The 19,163-nt window shown below is 67.9% G+C and carries 18 protein-coding genes; 15 read left to right on the plus strand and 3 right to left on the minus strand.

The features are described from left to right. The first annotated feature begins 126 nt into the window (after positions 1-126). Both L6444_RS08470 and nrdF read left to right on the plus strand, forming a co-directional pair. Positions 127-1,269: a glutathione-independent formaldehyde dehydrogenase gene (locus L6444_RS08470; protein WP_236981689.1), complete on the plus strand. Its 1,143-nt coding sequence runs from the start codon at positions 127-129 to the stop codon at positions 1,267-1,269. A 297-nt stretch (positions 1,270-1,566) separates the two neighbouring features. After that, positions 1,567-2,541 (plus strand): class 1b ribonucleoside-diphosphate reductase subunit beta, encoded by a 975-nt coding sequence (gene nrdF / locus L6444_RS08475; protein WP_236981690.1) that lies wholly within the window; start codon positions 1,567-1,569, stop codon positions 2,539-2,541. A gap of 55 nt (positions 2,542-2,596) precedes the next feature. Here the strand turns inward: nrdF and L6444_RS08480 are convergent, their stop codons facing one another. Next, positions 2,597-3,154 carry a restriction endonuclease gene (locus L6444_RS08480; protein ID WP_236981691.1) on the minus strand — a complete coding sequence of 186 codons (558 nt, stop codon included), beginning with the start codon at positions 3,152-3,154 and terminating at the stop codon, positions 2,597-2,599. 142 nt (positions 3,155-3,296) lie between these two features. On the opposite strand from L6444_RS08480, the gene L6444_RS08485 reads away from it, so the two are divergent. Continuing rightward, positions 3,297-3,713, plus strand: a complete 417-nt coding sequence (locus tag L6444_RS08485; protein WP_236981692.1) for a DUF3349 domain-containing protein — start codon at positions 3,297-3,299, stop codon at positions 3,711-3,713. On the opposite strand, the gene L6444_RS08490 is transcribed toward L6444_RS08485, so the two are convergent. Next, positions 3,702-4,742 carry an NAD(P)-dependent alcohol dehydrogenase gene (locus tag L6444_RS08490; RefSeq protein ID WP_236981693.1) on the minus strand — a complete coding sequence of 347 codons (1,041 nt, stop codon included), beginning with the start codon at positions 4,740-4,742 and terminating at the stop codon, positions 3,702-3,704. The genes L6444_RS08485 and L6444_RS08490 overlap by 12 nt on opposite strands. Before the next feature lie 219 nt (positions 4,743-4,961). Further along, the gene (locus L6444_RS08495; protein WP_236981694.1) at positions 4,962-6,059 is read right to left on the minus strand and encodes an iron-siderophore ABC transporter substrate-binding protein; all 1,098 of its coding nucleotides are present in this window, start codon (positions 6,057-6,059) and stop codon (positions 4,962-4,964) included. 185 nt (positions 6,060-6,244) lie between these two features. Between L6444_RS08495 and ctaD the strand changes: the two genes are divergently transcribed. The 12 genes from ctaD (at position 6,245) to L6444_RS08555 (ending at position 19,161) form a co-directional block, all read left to right on the plus strand. Beyond that, positions 6,245-7,990: an aa3-type cytochrome oxidase subunit I gene (ctaD, locus tag L6444_RS08500; protein WP_236981695.1), complete on the plus strand. Its 1,746-nt coding sequence runs from the start codon at positions 6,245-6,247 to the stop codon at positions 7,988-7,990. Positions 7,991-8,009: 19 nt separating this feature from the next. After that, the gene (gene serB, locus L6444_RS08505; protein WP_236981696.1) at positions 8,010-9,239 is read left to right on the plus strand and encodes a phosphoserine phosphatase SerB; all 1,230 of its coding nucleotides are present in this window, start codon (positions 8,010-8,012) and stop codon (positions 9,237-9,239) included. 93 nt (positions 9,240-9,332) lie between these two features. Beyond that, positions 9,333-9,680, plus strand: coding sequence for an ArsR/SmtB family transcription factor (locus tag L6444_RS08510; protein WP_236981697.1), 348 nt, complete (start codon positions 9,333-9,335; stop codon positions 9,678-9,680). Positions 9,681-9,691: 11 nt separating this feature from the next. Continuing rightward, positions 9,692-10,171, plus strand: coding sequence for an NADH-quinone oxidoreductase subunit B family protein (locus L6444_RS08515; protein ID WP_236981698.1), 480 nt, complete (start codon positions 9,692-9,694; stop codon positions 10,169-10,171). Continuing rightward, on the plus strand, positions 10,168-12,111 hold the full coding sequence (locus L6444_RS08520; protein WP_236981699.1) for a proton-conducting transporter transmembrane domain-containing protein: 1,944 nt from the start codon (positions 10,168-10,170) through the stop codon (positions 12,109-12,111). Before L6444_RS08515 ends, L6444_RS08520 begins: the two co-directional genes overlap by 4 nt. A gap of 5 nt (positions 12,112-12,116) precedes the next feature. Next, positions 12,117-13,070, plus strand: a complete 954-nt coding sequence (locus L6444_RS08525) for a respiratory chain complex I subunit 1 family protein (RefSeq protein ID WP_236983930.1) — start codon at positions 12,117-12,119, stop codon at positions 13,068-13,070. A gap of 1 nt (position 13,071) precedes the next feature. Continuing rightward, the gene (locus L6444_RS08530; RefSeq protein ID WP_236981700.1) at positions 13,072-13,728 is read left to right on the plus strand and encodes a hypothetical protein; all 657 of its coding nucleotides are present in this window, start codon (positions 13,072-13,074) and stop codon (positions 13,726-13,728) included. Next, positions 13,728-15,194 carry a proton-conducting transporter transmembrane domain-containing protein gene (locus L6444_RS08535; protein WP_236981701.1) on the plus strand — a complete coding sequence of 489 codons (1,467 nt, stop codon included), beginning with the start codon at positions 13,728-13,730 and terminating at the stop codon, positions 15,192-15,194. The genes L6444_RS08530 and L6444_RS08535 overlap by 1 nt, the downstream gene beginning before the upstream one ends. Further along, positions 15,191-16,663 (plus strand): hydrogenase large subunit, encoded by a 1,473-nt coding sequence (locus tag L6444_RS08540; protein ID WP_370653101.1) that lies wholly within the window; start codon positions 15,191-15,193, stop codon positions 16,661-16,663. The genes L6444_RS08535 and L6444_RS08540 overlap by 4 nt, the downstream gene beginning before the upstream one ends. Continuing rightward, complete coding sequence (locus L6444_RS08545) at positions 16,644-17,570, plus strand: ABC transporter ATP-binding protein (RefSeq protein ID WP_236981702.1); 927 nt, start codon at positions 16,644-16,646, stop codon at positions 17,568-17,570. The genes L6444_RS08540 and L6444_RS08545 overlap by 20 nt, the downstream gene beginning before the upstream one ends. Then, positions 17,567-18,397, plus strand: coding sequence for an NUDIX hydrolase (locus L6444_RS08550; RefSeq protein ID WP_236981703.1), 831 nt, complete (start codon positions 17,567-17,569; stop codon positions 18,395-18,397). The genes L6444_RS08545 and L6444_RS08550 overlap by 4 nt, the downstream gene beginning before the upstream one ends. Continuing rightward, positions 18,394-19,161 (plus strand): enoyl-CoA hydratase, encoded by a 768-nt coding sequence (locus L6444_RS08555; RefSeq protein WP_236981704.1) that lies wholly within the window; start codon positions 18,394-18,396, stop codon positions 19,159-19,161. The genes L6444_RS08550 and L6444_RS08555 overlap by 4 nt, the downstream gene beginning before the upstream one ends. Positions 19,162-19,163: the final 2 nt, after the last annotated feature.

The following is a 19,163-nucleotide window of genomic DNA, read 5'->3' on the forward strand; positions in this document are numbered from 1 at the left end:
ACGGCGACGATCAAGCCGCCCCGGTAGAGAAATGAAGTGTCGGCGAAGGCCCGCTGCGCGTCGGATGCATCCGCCCGCGTCACGACCCCGAGGTTGAAACGTGCGGGGCCGGGTACCCGCCCGAGCATGAAAGCTGTTGTCTACAAAGGACCCCGTGACGTAGCCGTCGAAGAAGTCCCCGACGCCGCGATCGAGAAGCCCACCGACGCCGTCGTCAAGATCACTGCCACCAATATCTGCGGCTCCGACCTGCACATGTACGAAGGCCGCACCGATCTCGAGCCCGGAACCGTGATCGGGCACGAAAACCTCGGGGAAGTGGTCGAAGTCGGGCCCGGCGTGCAGAGCCTGAAAGCCGGGGATCGAGTGTGCCTGCCGTTCAACGTGAGTTGCGGATTCTGCAAGAACTGTGATCGTGGCTTGACCGCGTTCTGCCTGACCGTCAACCCCGGTGTGGCCGGCGGCGCCTACGGATACGCCAATATGGGCCCCTACCGCGGCGGCCAGGCCGAATACCTGCGGGTGCCGTTCGCCGACTTCAACGCGCTGCAACTGCCCGACGACAGTGTGGACAAAGAGAACGACTACGTGATGCTGGCCGACATCTTTCCGACCGGCTGGCACGGCACCCGGCTGGCCAAGGTGCAGCCCGGCGACAGCGTGGCGGTCTGGGGCGCCGGCCCGGTGGGGCTGATGGCTGCCTATTCCGCGGTAATCCAAGGTGCCGCAGCGGTTTTCGTCGTCGACCATATCGCCGAGCGTCTGGCGCTGGCAGAGAAGTTCGGCGCCGTAGGCGTGGATTCGTCGAAGACCGATCCGGTCGAAAGCATCACCGAGGCCACGGGCGGAGAGGGCGTGGACCGTGGCGTGGAAGCCGTCGGCTACCAGGCCCATGACGCGTCGGGCAACGAGCGGTCGAATCTGACCATGAACGCGCTCGTCGAGGTGGTCCGGCCCACCGGCGGCATCGGTGTGGTGGGGGTGTTCCTGCCCGAAGATCCGGGCGCCGCAGACGAATTGGCCAAACAGGGCAAGATGGCGTTCGACTTCGGCAAGTTCTTCTTCAAGGGCCAGACCATCGCGACCGGGCAGGCGAACGTCAAGAACTACAACCGCTACCTGCGTGAGTTGATCCATCACGACAGGGCCGCGCCGTCACGGCTGGTGTCGCACAATCTGGGCCTGGGCGAGGCGCCGGATGCCTACCGGCACTTCGACAATCGCGACCAGGGCTGGACCAAGGTCGTGCTCAATCCGGGGAAGCGCTGAGCCGCTGTTCGGCATCCACGCCGGCAATGCCGGGCGAGGGAATTGAGCTTCGCCGGCGGCATTGCACTCAGCCGAGTCGAGCTAACGGGCTGCGACGGGGTTCAGCGGCGGCGACGTCGACCTGGGACCAGAGCGTGCCCGAAGCCGCCGCCGCGGCACTCTGCCGGGCCCCGGATCGTTGACCTTTCGCGACACGCGAACACAACTTATTGTGTTACGACGGCTTGTCGGCCCCCAGGGGTAGTGTTTGTGGCCTACGCAACACAGCCCCATTCGTCCTGGTGAAGTGGAGTTCCGGTGACTGGAAATGCAAAGCTGATCGACCGCGTCTCGGCGATCAACTGGAACCGTCTGCAAGACGACAAAGACGCCGAGGTCTGGGACCGGCTGACCGGCAACTTCTGGCTGCCCGAGAAGGTGCCGGTGTCCAACGACATCCCGTCCTGGGGCACGCTGACCGCCCACGAGAAGCAGCTGACCATGCGGGTCTTCACCGGCCTGACCATGCTGGACACCATTCAGGGCACCGTCGGAGCGGTCAGCCTGATCCCCGACGCGCTGACCCCGCACGAGGAGGCGGTGTACACCAACATCGCGTTCATGGAGTCGGTGCACGCCAAGAGCTACAGCCAGATCTTCTCTACGTTGTGCTCGACCGCCGAGATCGACGACGCGTTCCGCTGGTCGGAGGAGAACCCCAACCTGCAGCGCAAAGCCGAAATCGTGCTGGAGTACTACCGGGGCGACGAGCCGCTGAAGCGCAAAGTGGCCTCCACGCTGCTGGAGAGCTTCCTGTTCTACTCCGGCTTCTACCTGCCGATGTACTGGTCGAGCCGGGCCAAGCTGACCAACACCGCCGACATGATCCGGCTGATCATCCGCGACGAGGCCGTGCACGGCTACTACATCGGCTACAAGTACCAGCGCGGCCTGGCGCTCGAAGACGAGGCCAAGCGTGCCGAGCTCAAGGACTACACCTATGAGCTGCTCTTCGAGCTGTACGACAACGAGGTGGAGTACACCCAGGATCTCTACGACGAGGTCGGGCTCACCGAGGACGTCAAGAAGTTCCTGCGCTACAACGCCAATAAGGCGCTGATGAACCTCGGTTACGAGGCGTTGTTCCCGCGCGACGAGACCGATGTGAACCCGGCGATACTGTCGGCGCTGTCCCCGAATGCCGACGAGAACCACGACTTCTTCTCCGGCTCGGGCTCGTCGTATGTGATCGGCAAGGCCGTCGTCACCGAGGACGAGGACTGGGACTTCTAGCCGGGCGCCGAGCGTGAGTTTCACGACGCTCCCGCGGCGTGTTGCGTCGTAAACTTCAGTTTCGGCGGATGCGCGTCCCGGGTTGCGGCGTCGGCTTTGCCGGTGGCGGCACCCAACTCTGCAGCACCCCGCGCCCGATCAGCTGGCACCGGTGAGTGAACGCCAATTTCCTTGCGGCGCTGGTGAATTCCTGATTGCTCACCACAATGCTGCGGGCACAGCCGTGGAGTCGGGCACCCGAGACCACCTGCTGCACGGCCGCGACGCCCACCGGTTTGCCGTATCGCTTGCATTGCACCGCGACGGATTCGTCGCCTTTCTCGGCGATCAAGTCGACCCCGTAGTCGCCCACCGGCGGAGTGAACCTGACTTCCCAGCCGGCCCGGACCAGGCGGGTGGCGACGTAGTCCTCGAACTCGACGCCGTCCATTGCGTCGATCGCGTCCAGCGTGCCGTTCATGCGACGTCGCAGCCACTCCCGCCTGGCCGCCCATCCCAGCGCCTCGGCAAGCAGCGCCAGGTAGAACGCCACGACACCGGCGCCCGGGTGGTGCCGCATGACACCGACGACGATCCCGCACAACAACGGGACGACGACGACGGCGCTGCCCACGAGCCGATGATAGGGACGAACACCGACACCACCGGCGCGCCGGAAAGCTCGACGTGTTCAGGCGGTGAACGCCGCGTGAATTGTCGTCGGGGCCAGCCGCCGTCGGTGGCGCCGGTACCGTCCCGGCCAGGAGACTGTCTGGGTGACGACAGACCACACGCACTGCAATCACCCACACTTCCTGCGGTCGGTGATCCGCTGGCTGCAGGCCGGCTACCCCGAAGGTGTGCCGGGCCCGGACCGCGTCCCGCTGTTCGCACTGCTGCGCAGCACGCCACTCACCCCTGAACAGCTCAAAGAAGTGATCGACAACCTCACTGCCAAAGGATCGCCGGCGGCAGCCGACGGTGTGATCGACGGCAACGAGATTGCCGAGTCGATCGCCGAGCTGACCCACCACGACCCCGGACCCGAGAACGTCCGTCGCGTCGCCGCGACCCTGGCCGCGGCCGGTTGGCCGCTGGCCGGGATCGACGTCAGCGAGGTCATTCCCGGAGACGAGGACGGCGAAGCAGCCGAAGAGGTTGCGGCCCGGCTCCGGGCTGTCTCACAAAGTTGAGATGTCGATGACGAAGCGGTACCGCACGTCACTGGCCAGCACCCGCTCGTAGGCCTCGTTGACGTAATCGGCTTCGATGACCTCGATTTCGGGCGTCACGTCGTGTTCGGCGCAGAAGTCGAGCATCTCCTGGGTCTCGGCGATGCCGCCGATGTTCGACCCGGACAGGCTGCGCCGCGCCGCCGCCAACGCAAACGCATGCACCTCCATGGGGTGCTCGGGGATGCCGAGTTCCACCATGGTGCCGTCGACGTCGAGCAGGCCCATGTACTGCCCGAGATCCAAGTTGGCCGAGACGGTGTTGAGGATCAGGTCGAAGCCGCCGCGCAGTTTCTTGAAGGTGTCGGGGTCCGACGTCGCGTAGTAATTGCTTGCGCCCAAACGCAATCCGTCTTCCATCTTCTTCAGCGACTGGGACAGCACGCTGACCTGGCAGCCCATCGCCGCGCCCAGCTTGACGCCCATGTGCCCCAGGCCGCCCAGCCCGACGATAGCCAGGCGGGTGTCCTGCCCGGCCTTCCAGTGTCGCAGCGGGGAGAACAGAGTGATGCCCGCGCACAGCAGCGGCGCGGCCTTGTCCAGCGGCAGCGACTTGGGAATGCGCACCACGAAGTTCTCGTCGACGACGACGGCCTGGCTGTACCCACCGTGGGTGGGGGTGCCGTCCTTGTCGATGGAGTTGTAAGTGAACGTGGCGCCGTTCTTGCAGTACTGCTCGAGTCCGGCCTTCCAGCTGCTGCATCGACCGCACGAGTTCACCATGCACCCGACGCCGACGTGGTCGCCGACCTTGTGCTTGGTCACCTCGGAGCCGACGGCGCTCACCACGCCGGCAATCTCGTGGCCCGGCACCACGGGATAGTTGGGCACGCCCCATTCGGCCTTGACGGTGTGGATGTCGGAGTGGCAGATGCCGGCGAACTTGATGTCGATGGCTACGTCGTGCGGGCCGGGGTCGCGGCGTTCAATCGTGGTCTTGGTCAGCGGCTCTTTGGCGGACGTGGCCGCGTAAGCGTTAACAGTGCTCATATATCCATCCCTCTTCGATCGCGTACGCAATAAGTTTAGCTAAGGTAACGTTTTCGGGCCAACCGGGCCCACTCAGCCCTGGTCATCAGCTTAGGACGCTCTTCGACGACAGCGTCGACCCGAAGCGTCTAGCTCGCCAGGGGCGGCGTTGACTCTGCGGTGCGGGCGCGATCTTCTCGCACTTTCGCGCCGTGGACGCAGAGTCGACGAGAGGGTCGCTCAGTTGATCGGGGCGTTGATCCAGCGCAGGTCGTTGACGATGCCGCGGGCGGCGATCAAGCCCTGGCCGGTCTGCCAGATCTCGTCGTTGACGACGAACACCCGGTTGTCGCGGTTGGCGCCCAGCTTGCGCCACGGGCCGCTGTCCAGCACGGTCGCGGCGCGGTCGGTGGCCGCCTGTGATGCGCACGACACATAGACGATGTCGCCGTCGGCGGCGGAGAGGTCAGGGTTCTTGGCCAGGTCGGCGTCGGTGGCGCCGAACTCGAGGTAGGGCTTGTCGGTGAACCGCTGTGGGGCCGGCCGGTCCACCTTGACCGCAGCCAGCACGCTGGCCGGAAAATTGTCGGCGCCGTACACCCGCAGGGTGGTGGCCGTCAGCTGGACCACCGACACCTGGAAGTGGGCCGAGTCGTGTTTGGTCCCCACTTCGGTGGCGCGCTGGGTGAAGCCGTTGATCAGGGCGTCCATCGCGGCGCCCCGAGCCGTCGCGGCGCCGATCTGACGCAGGTTGTCCTGCCATGCTGCGCCCGCCGCAGCGGTGAACACCGTCGGCGCGATCGCGGCCAGCGCGGAATACAGCGTCGGCGTCAACGCGGCCGAACCCAGGATCAGGTCCGGGTGTGCCGCGGCGATGGCGTTCAGATCCGGCATGCTGCGGGTGCCGACTCCGGGCACGTCGTGCAGCACTTTGCCCAGGTACGACGGTTGGCCCTGGGTGCCGTCGGCCAACGCGGCACCGACCACCCGGGACTGCAGTCCCAACGCGCACAGCGCGTCCAGCTGGTCGCCGGAGAGCACCACGATGCGTTGCGGATCGGCTGGCACCTGCGCGGTGTCGGGGGTGACGCCCGCGGCGTTGCGTGCCGGGCGGGTGGCCGGCCCGGGATCGGGCGCGGCCGCGTCCTTGGCGCACGATTCGTCGGGCTTACGGTCGTTGCCCAGCACCCCGGCGCCGGCGATCTGGGTGGTGGGTGTCACCAGCGGCCGCGACGACACCGGTTTGTCGGAGCCGCAGGCCCCGCAGGTCAGCACGATTGCTGCCAGGGTGATCACGGCCAAGGTGGGGCGCAGACCGCCGGAATGCGTCGAAGACATTGCGGCGAGCGTAACCCCACCGCGAAATCCGACGCTGATAACCGCAGCCAGGTGGCATGGGCGGCCGGCGGGGAGAGCCAATTACGACAGTTTGTAGGACCAGACCTTCCACGAACCTGATCGGGGGCTAAGATTCCACTCATATCGTTGTGCGCCCCTGTCCGGATGGATGTTTGGAGGAGCTGTTGACAGCCGAAGCGCCCCCTCGGGGAGAACTCGAGGCCGTCCGTCCCTACCCGGCTCGGACGGGTCCCAAAGGGAACCTGATCTACAAGCTGATCACCACCACCGATCACAAGCTGATCGGCATCATGTACTGCGTCGCGTGCTTCATCTTCTTCCTGATCGGCGGTCTGCTGGCGCTGCTGATGCGGACGGAGCTGGCCGCGCCGGGACTGCAGTTCCTGTCGAATGAGCAGTTCAACCAGCTGTTCACCATGCACGGCACGATCATGCTGCTGTTCTATGCGACGCCGATCGTGTTCGGCTTCGCGAACCTGGTACTGCCGCTGCAGATCGGGGCGCCCGATGTGGCGTTCCCGCGGCTGAACGCCTTCTCGTTCTGGCTGTTCCTGTTCGGCGCCACGATCGGTATGGCCGGCTTCATCACCCCCGGCGGCGCCGCCGACTTCGGCTGGACCGCCTACACCCCGCTGACCGACGCCATCCACTCACCGGGCGTCGGCGGTGACCTGTGGATCATGGGCATCGCCGTCGGTGGTCTGGGCACCATCCTGGGCGCCGTCAACATGATCACCACCGTGGTCTGCATGCGCGCCCCCGGCATGACGATGTTCCGGATGCCGATCTTCACCTGGAACATCCTGGTCACCTCGATCCTGGTGCTGATCGCGTTCCCGCTGCTGACCGCGGCGCTGTTCGGGCTGTTCGCCGACCGCCACCTGGGTGCGCACATCTACGACCCGGCCAACGGCGGCGTGCTGTTGTGGCAGCACCTGTTCTGGTTCTTCGGTCACCCAGAGGTGTACATCCTGGCGCTGCCGTTCTTCGGGGTGGTCTCCGAGATCTTCCCGGTGTTCTCCCGCAAGCCGATCTTCGGTTACACCACGCTGGTGTACGCCACGCTCTCGATCGCCGCGCTGTCGGTCGCGGTGTGGGCACACCACATGTTCGCCACCGGCGCGGTGCTGCTGCCCTTCTTCTCGTTCATGACGTTCCTGATCGCGGTGCCCACCGGCATCAAGTTCTTCAACTGGGTCGGCACCATGTGGCGAGGTCAGTTGACGTTCGAGACGCCCATGCTGTTCTCGGTCGGCTTCGCGGTCACCTTCCTGCTCGGCGGGCTCAGCGGTGTGCTGCTGGCCAGCCCGCCGCTGGACTTCCACGTCACCGACAGCTACTTCGTGGTCGCGCACTTCCACTACGTGCTGTTCGGCACCATCGTGTTCTCCACCTTCGCCGGCCTGTACTTCTGGTTCCCGAAGATGACCGGGCGACTGCTGGACGAGCGGCTGGGCAAGGTGCACTTCTGGCTGACGTTCATCGGCTTCCACACCACCTTCCTGGTCCAGCACTGGTTGGGCGACCAGGGCATGCCGCGTCGGTACGCCGACTACCTGCCCACCGACAACTTCCAGACGCTCAACATCATCTCCACGGTCGGCGCGTTCATCCTGGGCATCGGGATGATCCCGTTTGTGTGGAACGTGTTCAAGAGTTGGCGTTACGGCGAGGTTGTGACGGTCGACGACCCATGGGGCTACGGCAACTCGCTGGAATGGGCGACCAGTTGCCCGCCGCCGCGGCACAACTTCACCGAGCTGCCCCGGATCCGTTCGGAGCGCCCGGCGTTCGAGCTGCACTACCCGCACATGGTGGAACGGATGCGTGCCGAGTCCCACGTCGGTCGCGCACACGGCAAGGAAGGGCACGACGTCACCCGCCTAGACGACGCCAACGTCCGCTCTTGATGATCGGCGGCATCCGCGGGTGACTCTTTCACCCAAGGTGTCGGTGCTGATCACGGTCACCGGCATCGACCAACCGGGGGTGACGTCTGCGCTCTTCGAGGTGCTCGGCCGGCACGGCGTCGAACTGCTCAATGTCGAGCAGGTGGTCATCCGAGGCCGGCTCACCCTGGGCGTGCTGGTGACCTGTGCTCTGGACGTCGCCGACGGCACCGAGTTGCGCGACGACGTCGAGGGCGCCATCCGCGGGGTGGGCCTGGACGTGACGATCGAGCGCAGCAACGACCTGCCGATCATTCAGGACCCCTCCACCCACACCATCTTCGTGCTGGGACGGCCGATCACCGCCGGAGCGTTCGGGGCGGTCGCTCGGGAAGTCGCCGCGCTGGGCGTCAACATCGACTTCATCCGCGGTGTCTCCGACTACCCGGTGACCGGCCTCGAGTTGCGGGTTTCGGTGCCACGGGGTGCCATCGGACCATTGCAGACGGCGCTGACCAGGGTGGCCGGCGACGAGCACATCGACGTGGCCGTGGAGGACTACGGCCTGGCCTGGCGGACTAAACGGCTCATCGTGTTCGACGTCGACTCCACCCTGGTCCAGGGTGAGGTCATCGAGATGCTGGCGGCCCGCGCCGGCGCGCAGGGAAAAGTCGCAGCGATCACCGAGGCCGCGATGCGCGGTGAGCTGGACTTCGCCGAGTCGCTGCAACAGCGGGTGGCCACCCTGGCGGGCCTGCCCGCGTCGGTGATCCAGGAGGTCGCTGACCAGCTGGAGTTGATGCCCGGCGCCCGCACGACGATACGGACGTTGCAGCGCTTGGGTTTCCGCTGCGGTGTGGTATCCGGCGGGTTCCGGCCGATCATCGAGCCGCTCGCCGAGGAACTGAAGCTGGACTACGTCGCGGCCAACGAGCTGGAGATCGTCGACGGCCTGCTCACCGGTCGGGTGCTCGGGACCATCGTCGACCGGGCCGGCAAAGCCACCGCGCTGCGTGAGTTCGCCGACCAGTACGGCGTTCCGATGGAGCAGACGGTCGCCGTCGGTGACGGCGCCAACGACATCGACATGCTGGCCGCAGCCGGGATGGGGATCGCGTTCAACGCCAAGCCCGCGCTGCGTGAGGTCGCCGACGCGTCGCTGAGCCATCCGTACCTGGACACCGTGCTGTTTCTGCTGGGAGTTACCCGCGGGGAGATCGAAGCCGCCGACGCGGTGGACGGTGTGGTGCGGCGGGTGGAGATTCCCTAGTGCGGGGCAGCCGCGGCTCGGCGCGCGCTTGTATACACCATATGATAAATTCTTCAACTGTTAAGTTGATGGATTGGTGAGTGGGGTCCCGGGGTGTCCAAGCAGCCGCTGTACCAACTGAAGGCGGAGTTCTTCAAGACGCTCGCACATCCGGCGCGGGTCAGGATCCTGGAAATGCTCTCCGAGCGCGATCACACGGTGGCCGAGTTGTTGCCCGAGGTGGGCCTGGAGTCATCCAACCTGTCCCAGCAGCTCGGTGTGCTGCGCCGGGCAGGCGTGGTGACCGCCACCAAGGACGGCAACACGGTGATCTACTCGATTACCTCGCCGCTGATCGCCGAGCTCATGGCGGTCGCCCGTCAGGTACTCACCGGCATGCTCACCGGGCAGGTCGCCGTACTCGAAGACCTGCGCGCGGGCAGCCCCACGGACCAGCGGTAGGCGCGCGAAAAGTGAGTTGGCTCAGCAGAATTCTGCGACTTCGCCGCGTGACCGAACCCGCGGGTGAGACGCCCGCGGCCGCCGCGGCCGCCCCGGCCGGGGTACGCGGATCCCTGCAGGTGCGTCACGTCGACGCCGGCTCCTGCAACGGCTGCGAGGTAGAGATCTCCGGGGCGTTCGGGCCGGTGTACGACGCCGAGCGGTTCGGTGCCCGGCTGGTGGCATCGCCGCGGCACGCGGACGCACTGCTGGTCACCGGGGTGGTCACCCGCAACATGGCGCAGCCGCTGCGAAATACCTTGGCCGCCACACCTTTACCCCGGGTGGTGATCGCCTGCGGCGACTGCGCACTGAACCGCGGAGTGTTCGCCGAGGCCTACGGGGTGGTGGGCGCGGTCGGCGAGGTCGTCCCGGTCGACGTCGAGATTCCCGGCTGTCCGCCCACGCCCGACCAGGTGGTCGCGGCCCTGCGGTCGGTGACGGGCCGGTGACCGGCACTCACGCCACCACGATCGGTCCGTTGGTGAGCGGCGCGGCGACCACGGTCCTCGGCGCGGCGGGGACGGTACTGGGGTTGACCGCCATCTTCGAGCCGCTGCCGCGAGTGTGCCTACCCTGGCTGTTACCGCTGAGCGGGGTGGAATTCGAAGTCAGTCGACTCGGCGGGTTCTTCATGGCGCTGACCGGCGCGGTGGCACTCGTCGTCGGGGTGTACAGCGTCGGGTACCTGCGCCACGAGCGACTGGGATCAGTCGCGCAGGTGATGCTGCCTGCGTTCGTCGCCGCGATGCTGCTGGTGCCCGCCGCAGGTTCGGTGGCCACCTTCCTGCTGTGCTGGGAGTTGATGGCGCTCAGCTCGCTGGTGCTGCTGGCTGCCGATCACCGACGGCCCCAAGTACGTTCGGCCGCAGTCTATTACGCGGTGATGACGCAGCTGGGCTTCACCGCCGTGCTGGTCGGGCTGATGGTGTTGGCCGCGGCCGCGGGGACCGGTCGATTCGCCGGCATGGACATCGCATCGGTCTCGGGTCCGCTGCGCAATGTGATATTCCTGTTGACCCTGCTGGGATTCGGCTCCAAGGCGGGCCTGCTGCCGCTGCACGCCTGGCTGCCGCGGGCACACCCGGAAGCGCCGAGTCCGGTCTCGGCGTTGATGAGCGCGGCGATGGTCAACCTGGGTGTCTACGGGATCCTGCGGATCGACTTGCAGCTGCTCGGGCCGGGGCCGCGCTGGTGGGGTGCCACGCTGCTCGCGGTCGGGGCGGCCTCCGCCCTCTACGGCGTACTGCAGGCTTCGGTGGCCGCGGATCTCAAACGGCTGCTGGGCTATTCGACGATCGAAAACATGGGCCTGGTCACCCTGGCGCTGGGCGCTGCCACGCTGTTGTCGGCGGCCGGCGCGGGCGCGGCTGCGGTGGTCGCGATGACGGCGGCGCTGCTGCATCTGCTCGCCCATGCCGCGTTCAAGTGCCTGGGGTTCATGGCCGCGGGGTCGGTGCTGCTGGGCGCCGGCGAACGTGACCTGGACCGGATGGGCGGGCTGGCCCGCCGAATGCCCGCCACCACAACGCTGTTCGGTGTCGCAGCACTCGGCGCGTCCGGGCTGCCGCTGGGCGCGGGATTCGTCAGCGAATGGCTGCTGGTGCAGTCGTTGATCCACGCCCGGTCCCAGCACACCTTCCTCGGCCTGGTCACACCGCTGGGGGTCGGCGCGGTGGCGTTGACGGCGGGTCTCGGGGTGGCCGCGATGGTGAAGGCTTTCGGCACCGGGTTTTTAGCGCGGGCCCGCTCCGACGGGGCCGCTGCGGCGCGCGAGGCGCCGGTGAGCATGCTCGCCGGGATGGTGGTCGCGGCGCTGGGTTGCGTCGTGGTCGCGGTGACGCCGTTCGTGTTCGTCGGCCCGTTGCAGTCGGTGCTGCAAAGCCTGCCGGCCTCAAGTGGCGCCGACCTGGCCGGGCTGGGCCTGATGCTGCACCTGCCGGGCATGGACGGCTCGATCTCACCCACCCTGCTCGCCGGGGCCCTGATCGTCGCGGTGCTGTTGGTGCTGTGCCTGGCCCGCTGGGGAGCCCGGCACCGGCCGCAGCCGGCGCAGTTGCCGTTATGGGCCTGCGGTGCAGACGAACTCAGCCCGCGGATGCAGTACACCGCTACCTCGTTCGCCCAGCCGCTGCAACGCGTCTTCGACGACCTGCTGCGGCCGGACACCGGCATCGAGGTGACGCACCTGGAGGGAACCCGCTACCACGTCGACAAGATCGCCTACCACGCCAAGTTGGCCGACGCCGTCGAAGAGCGCCTCTATGCTCCCGTGCTGTCCGCTATCGCCGGGTGCGCACGGGCGGTCCGGTTCGCGCACAACGGAAGTATTCACCTGTACCTGGGTTACGGCGCCCTTGGTGTGCTGATCGTTCTGGTGGTGGCGCGATGAACCTCATGTCGGCTCTGGCCGGCCTCGCCCAGATCGGTGGGGTGATGCTCGGCGCGCCGCTGGTGATCGGGCTGATGCGCCAGGTGCGGGCCCGCTTGGAAGGTCGTTGCGGCGCAGGCATTCTGCAGCCGTGGCGCGATCTACGCAAACAACTGCGCAAACAGCAGGTCAGACCGGAGGGCACCACGCTGGTCTTCGCGGCTGCCCCGGTATTGCTGGCGGCCACGACGCTGCTGATCGCCGCAATCGTCCCGCTGGTCGCGACCGGTTCACCGCTGGACCCGGTCGCGGACCTGTTCGCCGTGGTGGGCCTGCTGTTCCTCGGCACGGTGGCGCTGACCTTGGCCGGCATCGACACCGGAACCTCTTTCGGCGGGATGGGCGCCAGCCGTGAGATCACCATCGCCGCGCTGGTCGAGCCCACCATCCTGCTCGCGGTGTTCGCGCTGTCCATCCCTGCCCGCTCGGCCAATCTGGGCGCCATCGTCGGGTTCAGCCTGCACAACCCCGGCGAGGTGGTGTCGCTGAGCGGAATCCTGGCGTTCGTCGCCCTGGTGATCGTCGTCATCGCCGAGACCGGGCGGCTACCCGTCGACAACCCGGCCACCCACCTGGAGCTGACCATGGTGCACGAGGCGATGGTGCTCGAATATGCGGGGCCGAGGTTGGCGCTGGTCGAATGGGCAAGCGCGATGCGTCTCACCGTGCTGCTGGCGCTACTGGCGAATCTGTTCGCCCCATGGGGGATCGCGGGGCAGCGGCCGACCCTGATCGGCGTCGGGATCGGTATCGTCGCCATAGCTTTGAAGGTGGTGCTGGCCGCCGCGGTACTGGGCGGTGCCGAGGTATTCATCGCGAAACTGCGCCTGTTCCGGGTGCCCGAATTGCTGGCCGGCTCGTTCCTGATGGCGCTGCTGGCGGTCAGCGCGGCCAATTTCTTTGCCGGACAAGCGGGATGACATGACTGCACTGAACTATGGAAGTGTGCTCGACCTGGCGCCGGGCGGGTTGGTGCTGACCGCTGTGCTGATCGTGTGGCGGCGCGACCTGCGTTCCATCGTGCGCCTGCTCGCCGCCCAGGGCATCGCCCTGGCCATCATCCCGGTCATTCTCGGTGTGCACGAACACAATTGGGAACTGATCGGTATCGGCGTGGCACTGTTCGTGCTGCGCGGCGTCGTCCTGCCGATGCTGCTCTCCCGCGCACTGGACGCCGATGAGCATCGCGAAGCGACACCGCTGGTGAACACCACTGCCTCGCTGCTCATCGCGGCGGGACTGACGGTGATCGCGCTGGCCGTCACCCGCCCGTTGGTGCGGCTGGATCCCGGCGCCGAGGTCAGCGCCGCTCCGGCGGGGCTGGCGGTGGTGCTGATCGCCTTGTTCGTGATGGCGACCAGGCGACACGCCATTTCGCAGGCCGCCGGATTCCTCATGCTGGACAACGGAATCGTCGCCACCGCGTTCCTGCTCACCGCCGGTGTACCGCTGATCGTCGAACTGGGCGGCTCGCTCGACGTGCTGTTCGCGCTGATCGTCCTGGGCGTCCTGACCGGACAGCTGCGACGGATGTTCGGCGGCACCGGCCTGGACCAGCTACAGCGATTGCGAGACTGATGACCATCCTGATTCTGGTGCCGATCCTGGCACCGGCCGCTGCCGCAGTGGCCGGCTGGATCGGTGGGTGGCGCCGCGCGACGGCCACCCTGACCGTGCTTTCGGCGATTGCGGTGCTCGGATCGGCTGTGGCGCTGGGCATTCAGACGGGCGGGCGGCCCGGCGTGGTGCTGGACGGACTGCTGCGCTCCGACGCCTTGTCGGTGACGATGCTGATCGTCATCGGCGTCGTCGGCACCCTGGCCACCTGGGCGAGCATCGGCTACATCGACGCCGAACTCGAGCACGGCCACACCGACCGCGGCGACGCCCGGCTGTATGGGACGCTGACGCCGGCGTTCGTATCCGCGATGGCACTGGCGGTGTCCGCCAACAACATCGGGGTGACCTGGGTAGCCGTGGAAGCCACCACGGTGATCACGGCTTTCCTGGTCGGGCACCGTCGCACCCGCACCGCGCTGGAGGCTACCTGGAAGTACGTGGTGATCTGCTCGGTCGGGATCGCCGTCGCGTTCCTGGGCACCGTGCTGCTGTATTTCGCGGTGCGCCACGCCGGCGCCGACAGCGCGACCGCCCTCGATCTCGACGTGCTGGTGGCTCGCGCCGGCCAACTCGACCCGTCGGTGGCCAGGCTGGCGGGTGGGCTGCTGCTGATCGGATACGGCGCCAAGGTGGGATTGGTGCCGTTCCACGGCTGGCTGGCCGACGCGCACAGCCAGGCGCCGGCCCCGGTGTCGGCGCTGATGAGCGGAGTGCTGCTCTCGGTGGCGTTTTCGGTGCTGATCCGGTTGCGCGGGGTCATCGACGCCGCGGTGGGCAGCGGCTTCCTGCGGGCCGGCTTCCTGACCCTTGGACTAGCCACCGTCCTGATCGCCGCGCTGTTGCTCACCGTGGCAACGGACCTCAAGCGGATGCTGGCCTACTCGTCGATGGAGAACATGGGCCTGATCGCGATCGCGGCGGCCGCGGGAACCAAACTGGCCATCGCCGCGCTGCTGCTGCATGTGCTGGCGCACGGCGTCGGAAAGACGGTGCTGTTCCTGGCCGGCGGTCAGTTGCAGGCCGCACACGATTCCACCGCCATCGCCGACATCAGCGCGGTGCTGACCCGCTCGCGCCTGATCGGCACCTCGTTTGCCATCGGAGTTGTTGCGCTGCTTGGGTTTCCGCCGTTCGCGATGTTCGCCAGCGAGTTGGCCATCGCCAGGTCGCTGGCCGATGCCCGGCTCGTCTGGGCGATGGGCGCCGCGCTGCTGCTGATGGTGGTGGCATTTGCGGCGCTGGTCGGCAACGCCCGACGCATCCTGCTCGGGTCGCCGAGCGTGGACGCCCCGCCCATCGTGGTGCCCGCCTCGGTGGCCGCCGCATTGCTGGCCGGCGTCGCGGCCTCGCTGGTGCTGGGCGTGTCCGCCGGACCGCTGACGGGGCTGTTCAGCACGGCGGCCAGTCAGTTCGGGGCCGGATGATGCCGCCGGAACGGCTGTGCCGCAACGTATCTGACGATAGCCTTGCCGGTGCCGTCGGGACCCTGTTGGACGACGGATTCAGATTGGCGCTGGTGGCCGCCCACGACGACGGCGCCGTGCTGCGGGTCGTCTACCTGCTGCTGGCCGGGCAGCCGGACCGCCGCGTCGAACTCACCCTGACCATCGACGCCGGCGATCCGGCGGTGCCTTCGCTTGCCCACTTGTCCATCCCCGCCGGCCGCTTCGAACGCGAGATGATGGACCTGTACGGGATCGCGCCGCAAGGACATCCGCAGCCGCGACGATTGGTGAGCCACGCGCACTGGCCGTCGGACTGGTATCCGATGCGCCATAACGCGTCCGCACCAACAGAATTCGCGACCGTGGGGGGGTTTCCGTTCGTCACCGTCGAAGGCCCCGGGGTGTACGAGATCCCGGTCGGGCCGGTCCACGCCGGACTGATCGAGCCCGGGCACTTCCGCTTTTCGGTGATCGGGGAATCGGTGTTGCGTCTCAAGGCGCGGCTGTGGTTCGTGCACCGGGGCATCGAGAAGCTGTTCGAGGGGCGACCCGCCGCGGGGGCGGTGGGGATGGCCGAACGGATCAGCGGCGACACCTCGGCCGCCCACGCGCTGGCCCACAGTTTGGCGGTGGAGGAGGCGCTCGGTTACCAGGCGCCCGACGCGCTGCACCGGCTGCGGGCGCTGCTCGTCGAACTCGAACGGCTCTACAACCATGCCACCGACCTGGGGGCGCTGGCCAACGACGTCGGATTCGCACTGGCCAACTCCCATGCCCAGCGAGTGCGCGAACTGGTGCTGCGCATCAACCACCGTGTCACCGGGCACCGGCTGCTGCGCGGCGCGATCCGGCCCGGAGGCGTTGTCCTGCAACAGCTTCCAGAGCCGGTCGAGCTACGGGCGCTGGCCGTCGACGTCGCCGAGATCGCCGCGCTCACCCTGGGCAACTCGGTGATCTACGACCGCTTCGCCGACACCGCCGTGCTGAAGCGCGACGACGCCTGCGCGATGGGTTGCCTGGGCTACGTCGCACGCGCCAGCGGCATCGGCACCGATGCGCGCCTGGACCACCCGACGACGCCGCTGCCGGTCGAGCCGGTGGGCCGCGCCGACGGCGACGTGCTGGCCCGCTACCTGATTCGCCGCGACGAGTTCGCGGCATCGGTCGCGCTGGCCTGCACCTTGATCGAGGAACACCACGGCCCGCTGCAACAGGTGGCGTCGCTGCCGGCGGCCGGTGGGTCGGGTGTGGGGATCGTGGAGGGCTGGCGGGGCACCATCGTGCACCGCGTGGAGGTCGACGCCGGTGTGATCACCCGCGCCAAGGTGGTGGATCCGTCCTGGTTCAACTGGCCCGCGCTGCCGGTCGCGATGGCCGACACGATCGTCCCGGACTTCCCGCTGGCCAACAAGAGCTTCAACCTGTCCTATGCCGGCAACGACTTGTGAGGGCTGGCGACCCAAGGTGAGCCGCGTCGTCGCGGTACGGCACGATGGTCGGGTGCCCGAAACCGGCCCCGAAACCGATGCTGTAGAGGCCGATCCCGACCTGCTGATCGACTTCCGAAACGTCGCGCTGCGCCGCGGCGGGCGCACCCTGGTCGGGCCCTTGGACTGGGCCGTCGAACTCGACGAACGCTGGGTCATCATCGGCCCCAACGGCGCCGGCAAGACGTCGCTGCTGCGCATCGCGGCGGCCACCGAGCACCCGTCCAGTGGCATCGCGTTCGTGCTGGGGGAGCGGCTGGGCCGGGTCGACGTCAGCGAACTGCGCGCCCGGATCGGCCTGAGCTCCTCGGCCCTGGCCCAGCGCATCCCCAGCGACGAGGTGGTGCGCGACCTCGTCGTCTCGGCCGGTTATTCGGTGCTGGGCCGCTGGCGCGAGCGCTACGACGACGTCGACTACCAGCGCGCGCTGGACATGCTGGAGAGCCTCGGTGCCGAGCACCTGGCCGACCGCGACTACGGAACGCTGTCCGAAGGCGAGCGCAAACGGGTGCTGATCGCCCGCGCGCTGATGACCGACCCGGAGTTGCTGCTGCTCGACGAGCCCGCCGCCGGGCTGGACCTGGGCGGCCGCGAGGAGCTGGTGGCCCGGTTGGCCGACCTGGCCGCCGACCCCGACGCCCCCGCCCTGGTGCTGGTCACCCACCATGTGGAAGAGGTGCCGCCGGGATTCAGCCACTGCCTGCTGCTCTCCGAGGCCCAGGTGGTGGCGTCCGGTCTGCTGCCCGATGTGCTGACCGCGGAGAATCTCTCCGCGGCGTTCGGGCAGCGGATCGCCCTGGACGTCGTCGACGGACGCTACTTCGCCCGCCGGGTACGTACCCGGGCAGCTCATCGGAGGCAGCCATGACCGAACCGCACGTGCCGCTGCCCGCGCGCCCGGCAGCGACCGTGATGCTGATCCGCGACGCACCCGGTGGCCTGAACATCTTCCTGATGCGTAGGCATTCGCAGATGGAGTTCGCGCCCGGCGTCATCGTGTTCCCCGGCGGTGGTGTCGACGATCGCGACCGCACCGCCGAGATCGCCTGGGCGGGCCCGCCGCCGCAGTGGTGGGCCGAGCGGTTCGGCGTCGACGCCGACCTGGCCGAGGCCCTGGTGTGCGCAGCGGCGCGGGAGACCTTCGAGGAGTCCGGCGTGCTGTTCGCCGGGCCCGCCGCGGATCCGGACGGGATCGTTCGGGATGCGTCGGTGTACCGCGAGGAGCGCCACGCGCTGGCCGACCGCACCCTGTCCTTCGCTGATTTTTTGCGCACCGAGAACCTGGTGCTGCGCTCGGACCTGTTGCGTCCGTGGGCGAACTGGGTCACCCCCGAGGCCGAGCCGACCCGCCGCTACGACACCTACTTCTTCGTCGGCGCGTTGCCCGAAGGTCAGCGAGCCGACGGCGAGAACACCGAATCCGACCGGGCCGGCTGGGAGTCGCCGCGCAAAGCCATCGACGACTTCGAGGCCGGCCGCAACGTGCTGCTGCCGCCGACCTGGACGCGGCTGGACTCGCTGGACGGGCGCAGTGTCGCCGACGTCCTCGCCGTCGAGCGCCAGATCGTGCCCGTGCAGCCGCTGCTGGAGAAGCGGGGCGACAACTGGGTCTTCGAGTTCTTCGACTCCGACCGCTACCACGCGGCTCGGGAGAAGGGCGGATCCATGCAGTGGCCCCTGGGCATGCCCAAGTGAGCGAGTTCGTCAGTGTCGTGGTCAGCGACGGCTCTCAGGATGCCGGCCTGGCCATGCTGCTGCTGTCGCGGTCGCCCACCAACGCGATGACCCGGCAGTTCTACCGCGAGATCATCGACGCCGCCGACGAACTGGGCCGCCGCGACGACGTGAGCGCGGTGATCCTGTTCGGCGGCCACGAGATTTTCTCCGCCGGCGACGACATTCCCGAACTGCGCACGCTGGATGCTGCCGGGGCCGGCACGGCCGCTCGGGTGCGCTGTGAGGCCATCGACGCCGTCGCCGCGATCCCGAAACCCACCGTGGCCGCGATCACCGGATACGCGCTGGGCGCCGGCCTCACGCTGGCGCTGGCCGCGGACTGGCGGGTCAGCGGCGACAACGTGAAGTTCGGCGCCACCGAAATCCTGGCGGGGCTGGTGCCCGGCGGCGACGGGATGGCCCGCCTCACCCATGTGGTCGGAGCCAGCCGGGCCAAGGAGTTGGTGTTCAGCGGCCGCTTCTTCGACGCCGAGGAGGCGCTGGCGCTGGGTCTGATCGACGACATGGTGGCCCCCGACGACGTCTACGACGCCGCCGCGGCGTGGGCGCGCCGGTTCCTGGAAGGTCCGGCTCCCGCGCTGGCAGCGGCGAAGGCCGGCATCAACGACGTGTATTCGGGATCCGGCGGATCCGAGCGCCGCGCCGCCGAGCAGCGCCGCTACGTCGAGGTATTCGCCGCTGGTCAGGGCGGTGGCACCGACAGGAATTCCGAAGAAGGTTAGGC

This window comes from Mycobacterium kiyosense (genome assembly GCA_021654635.1).
Lineage (GTDB): Bacteria > Actinomycetota > Actinomycetes > Mycobacteriales > Mycobacteriaceae > Mycobacterium > Mycobacterium kiyosense.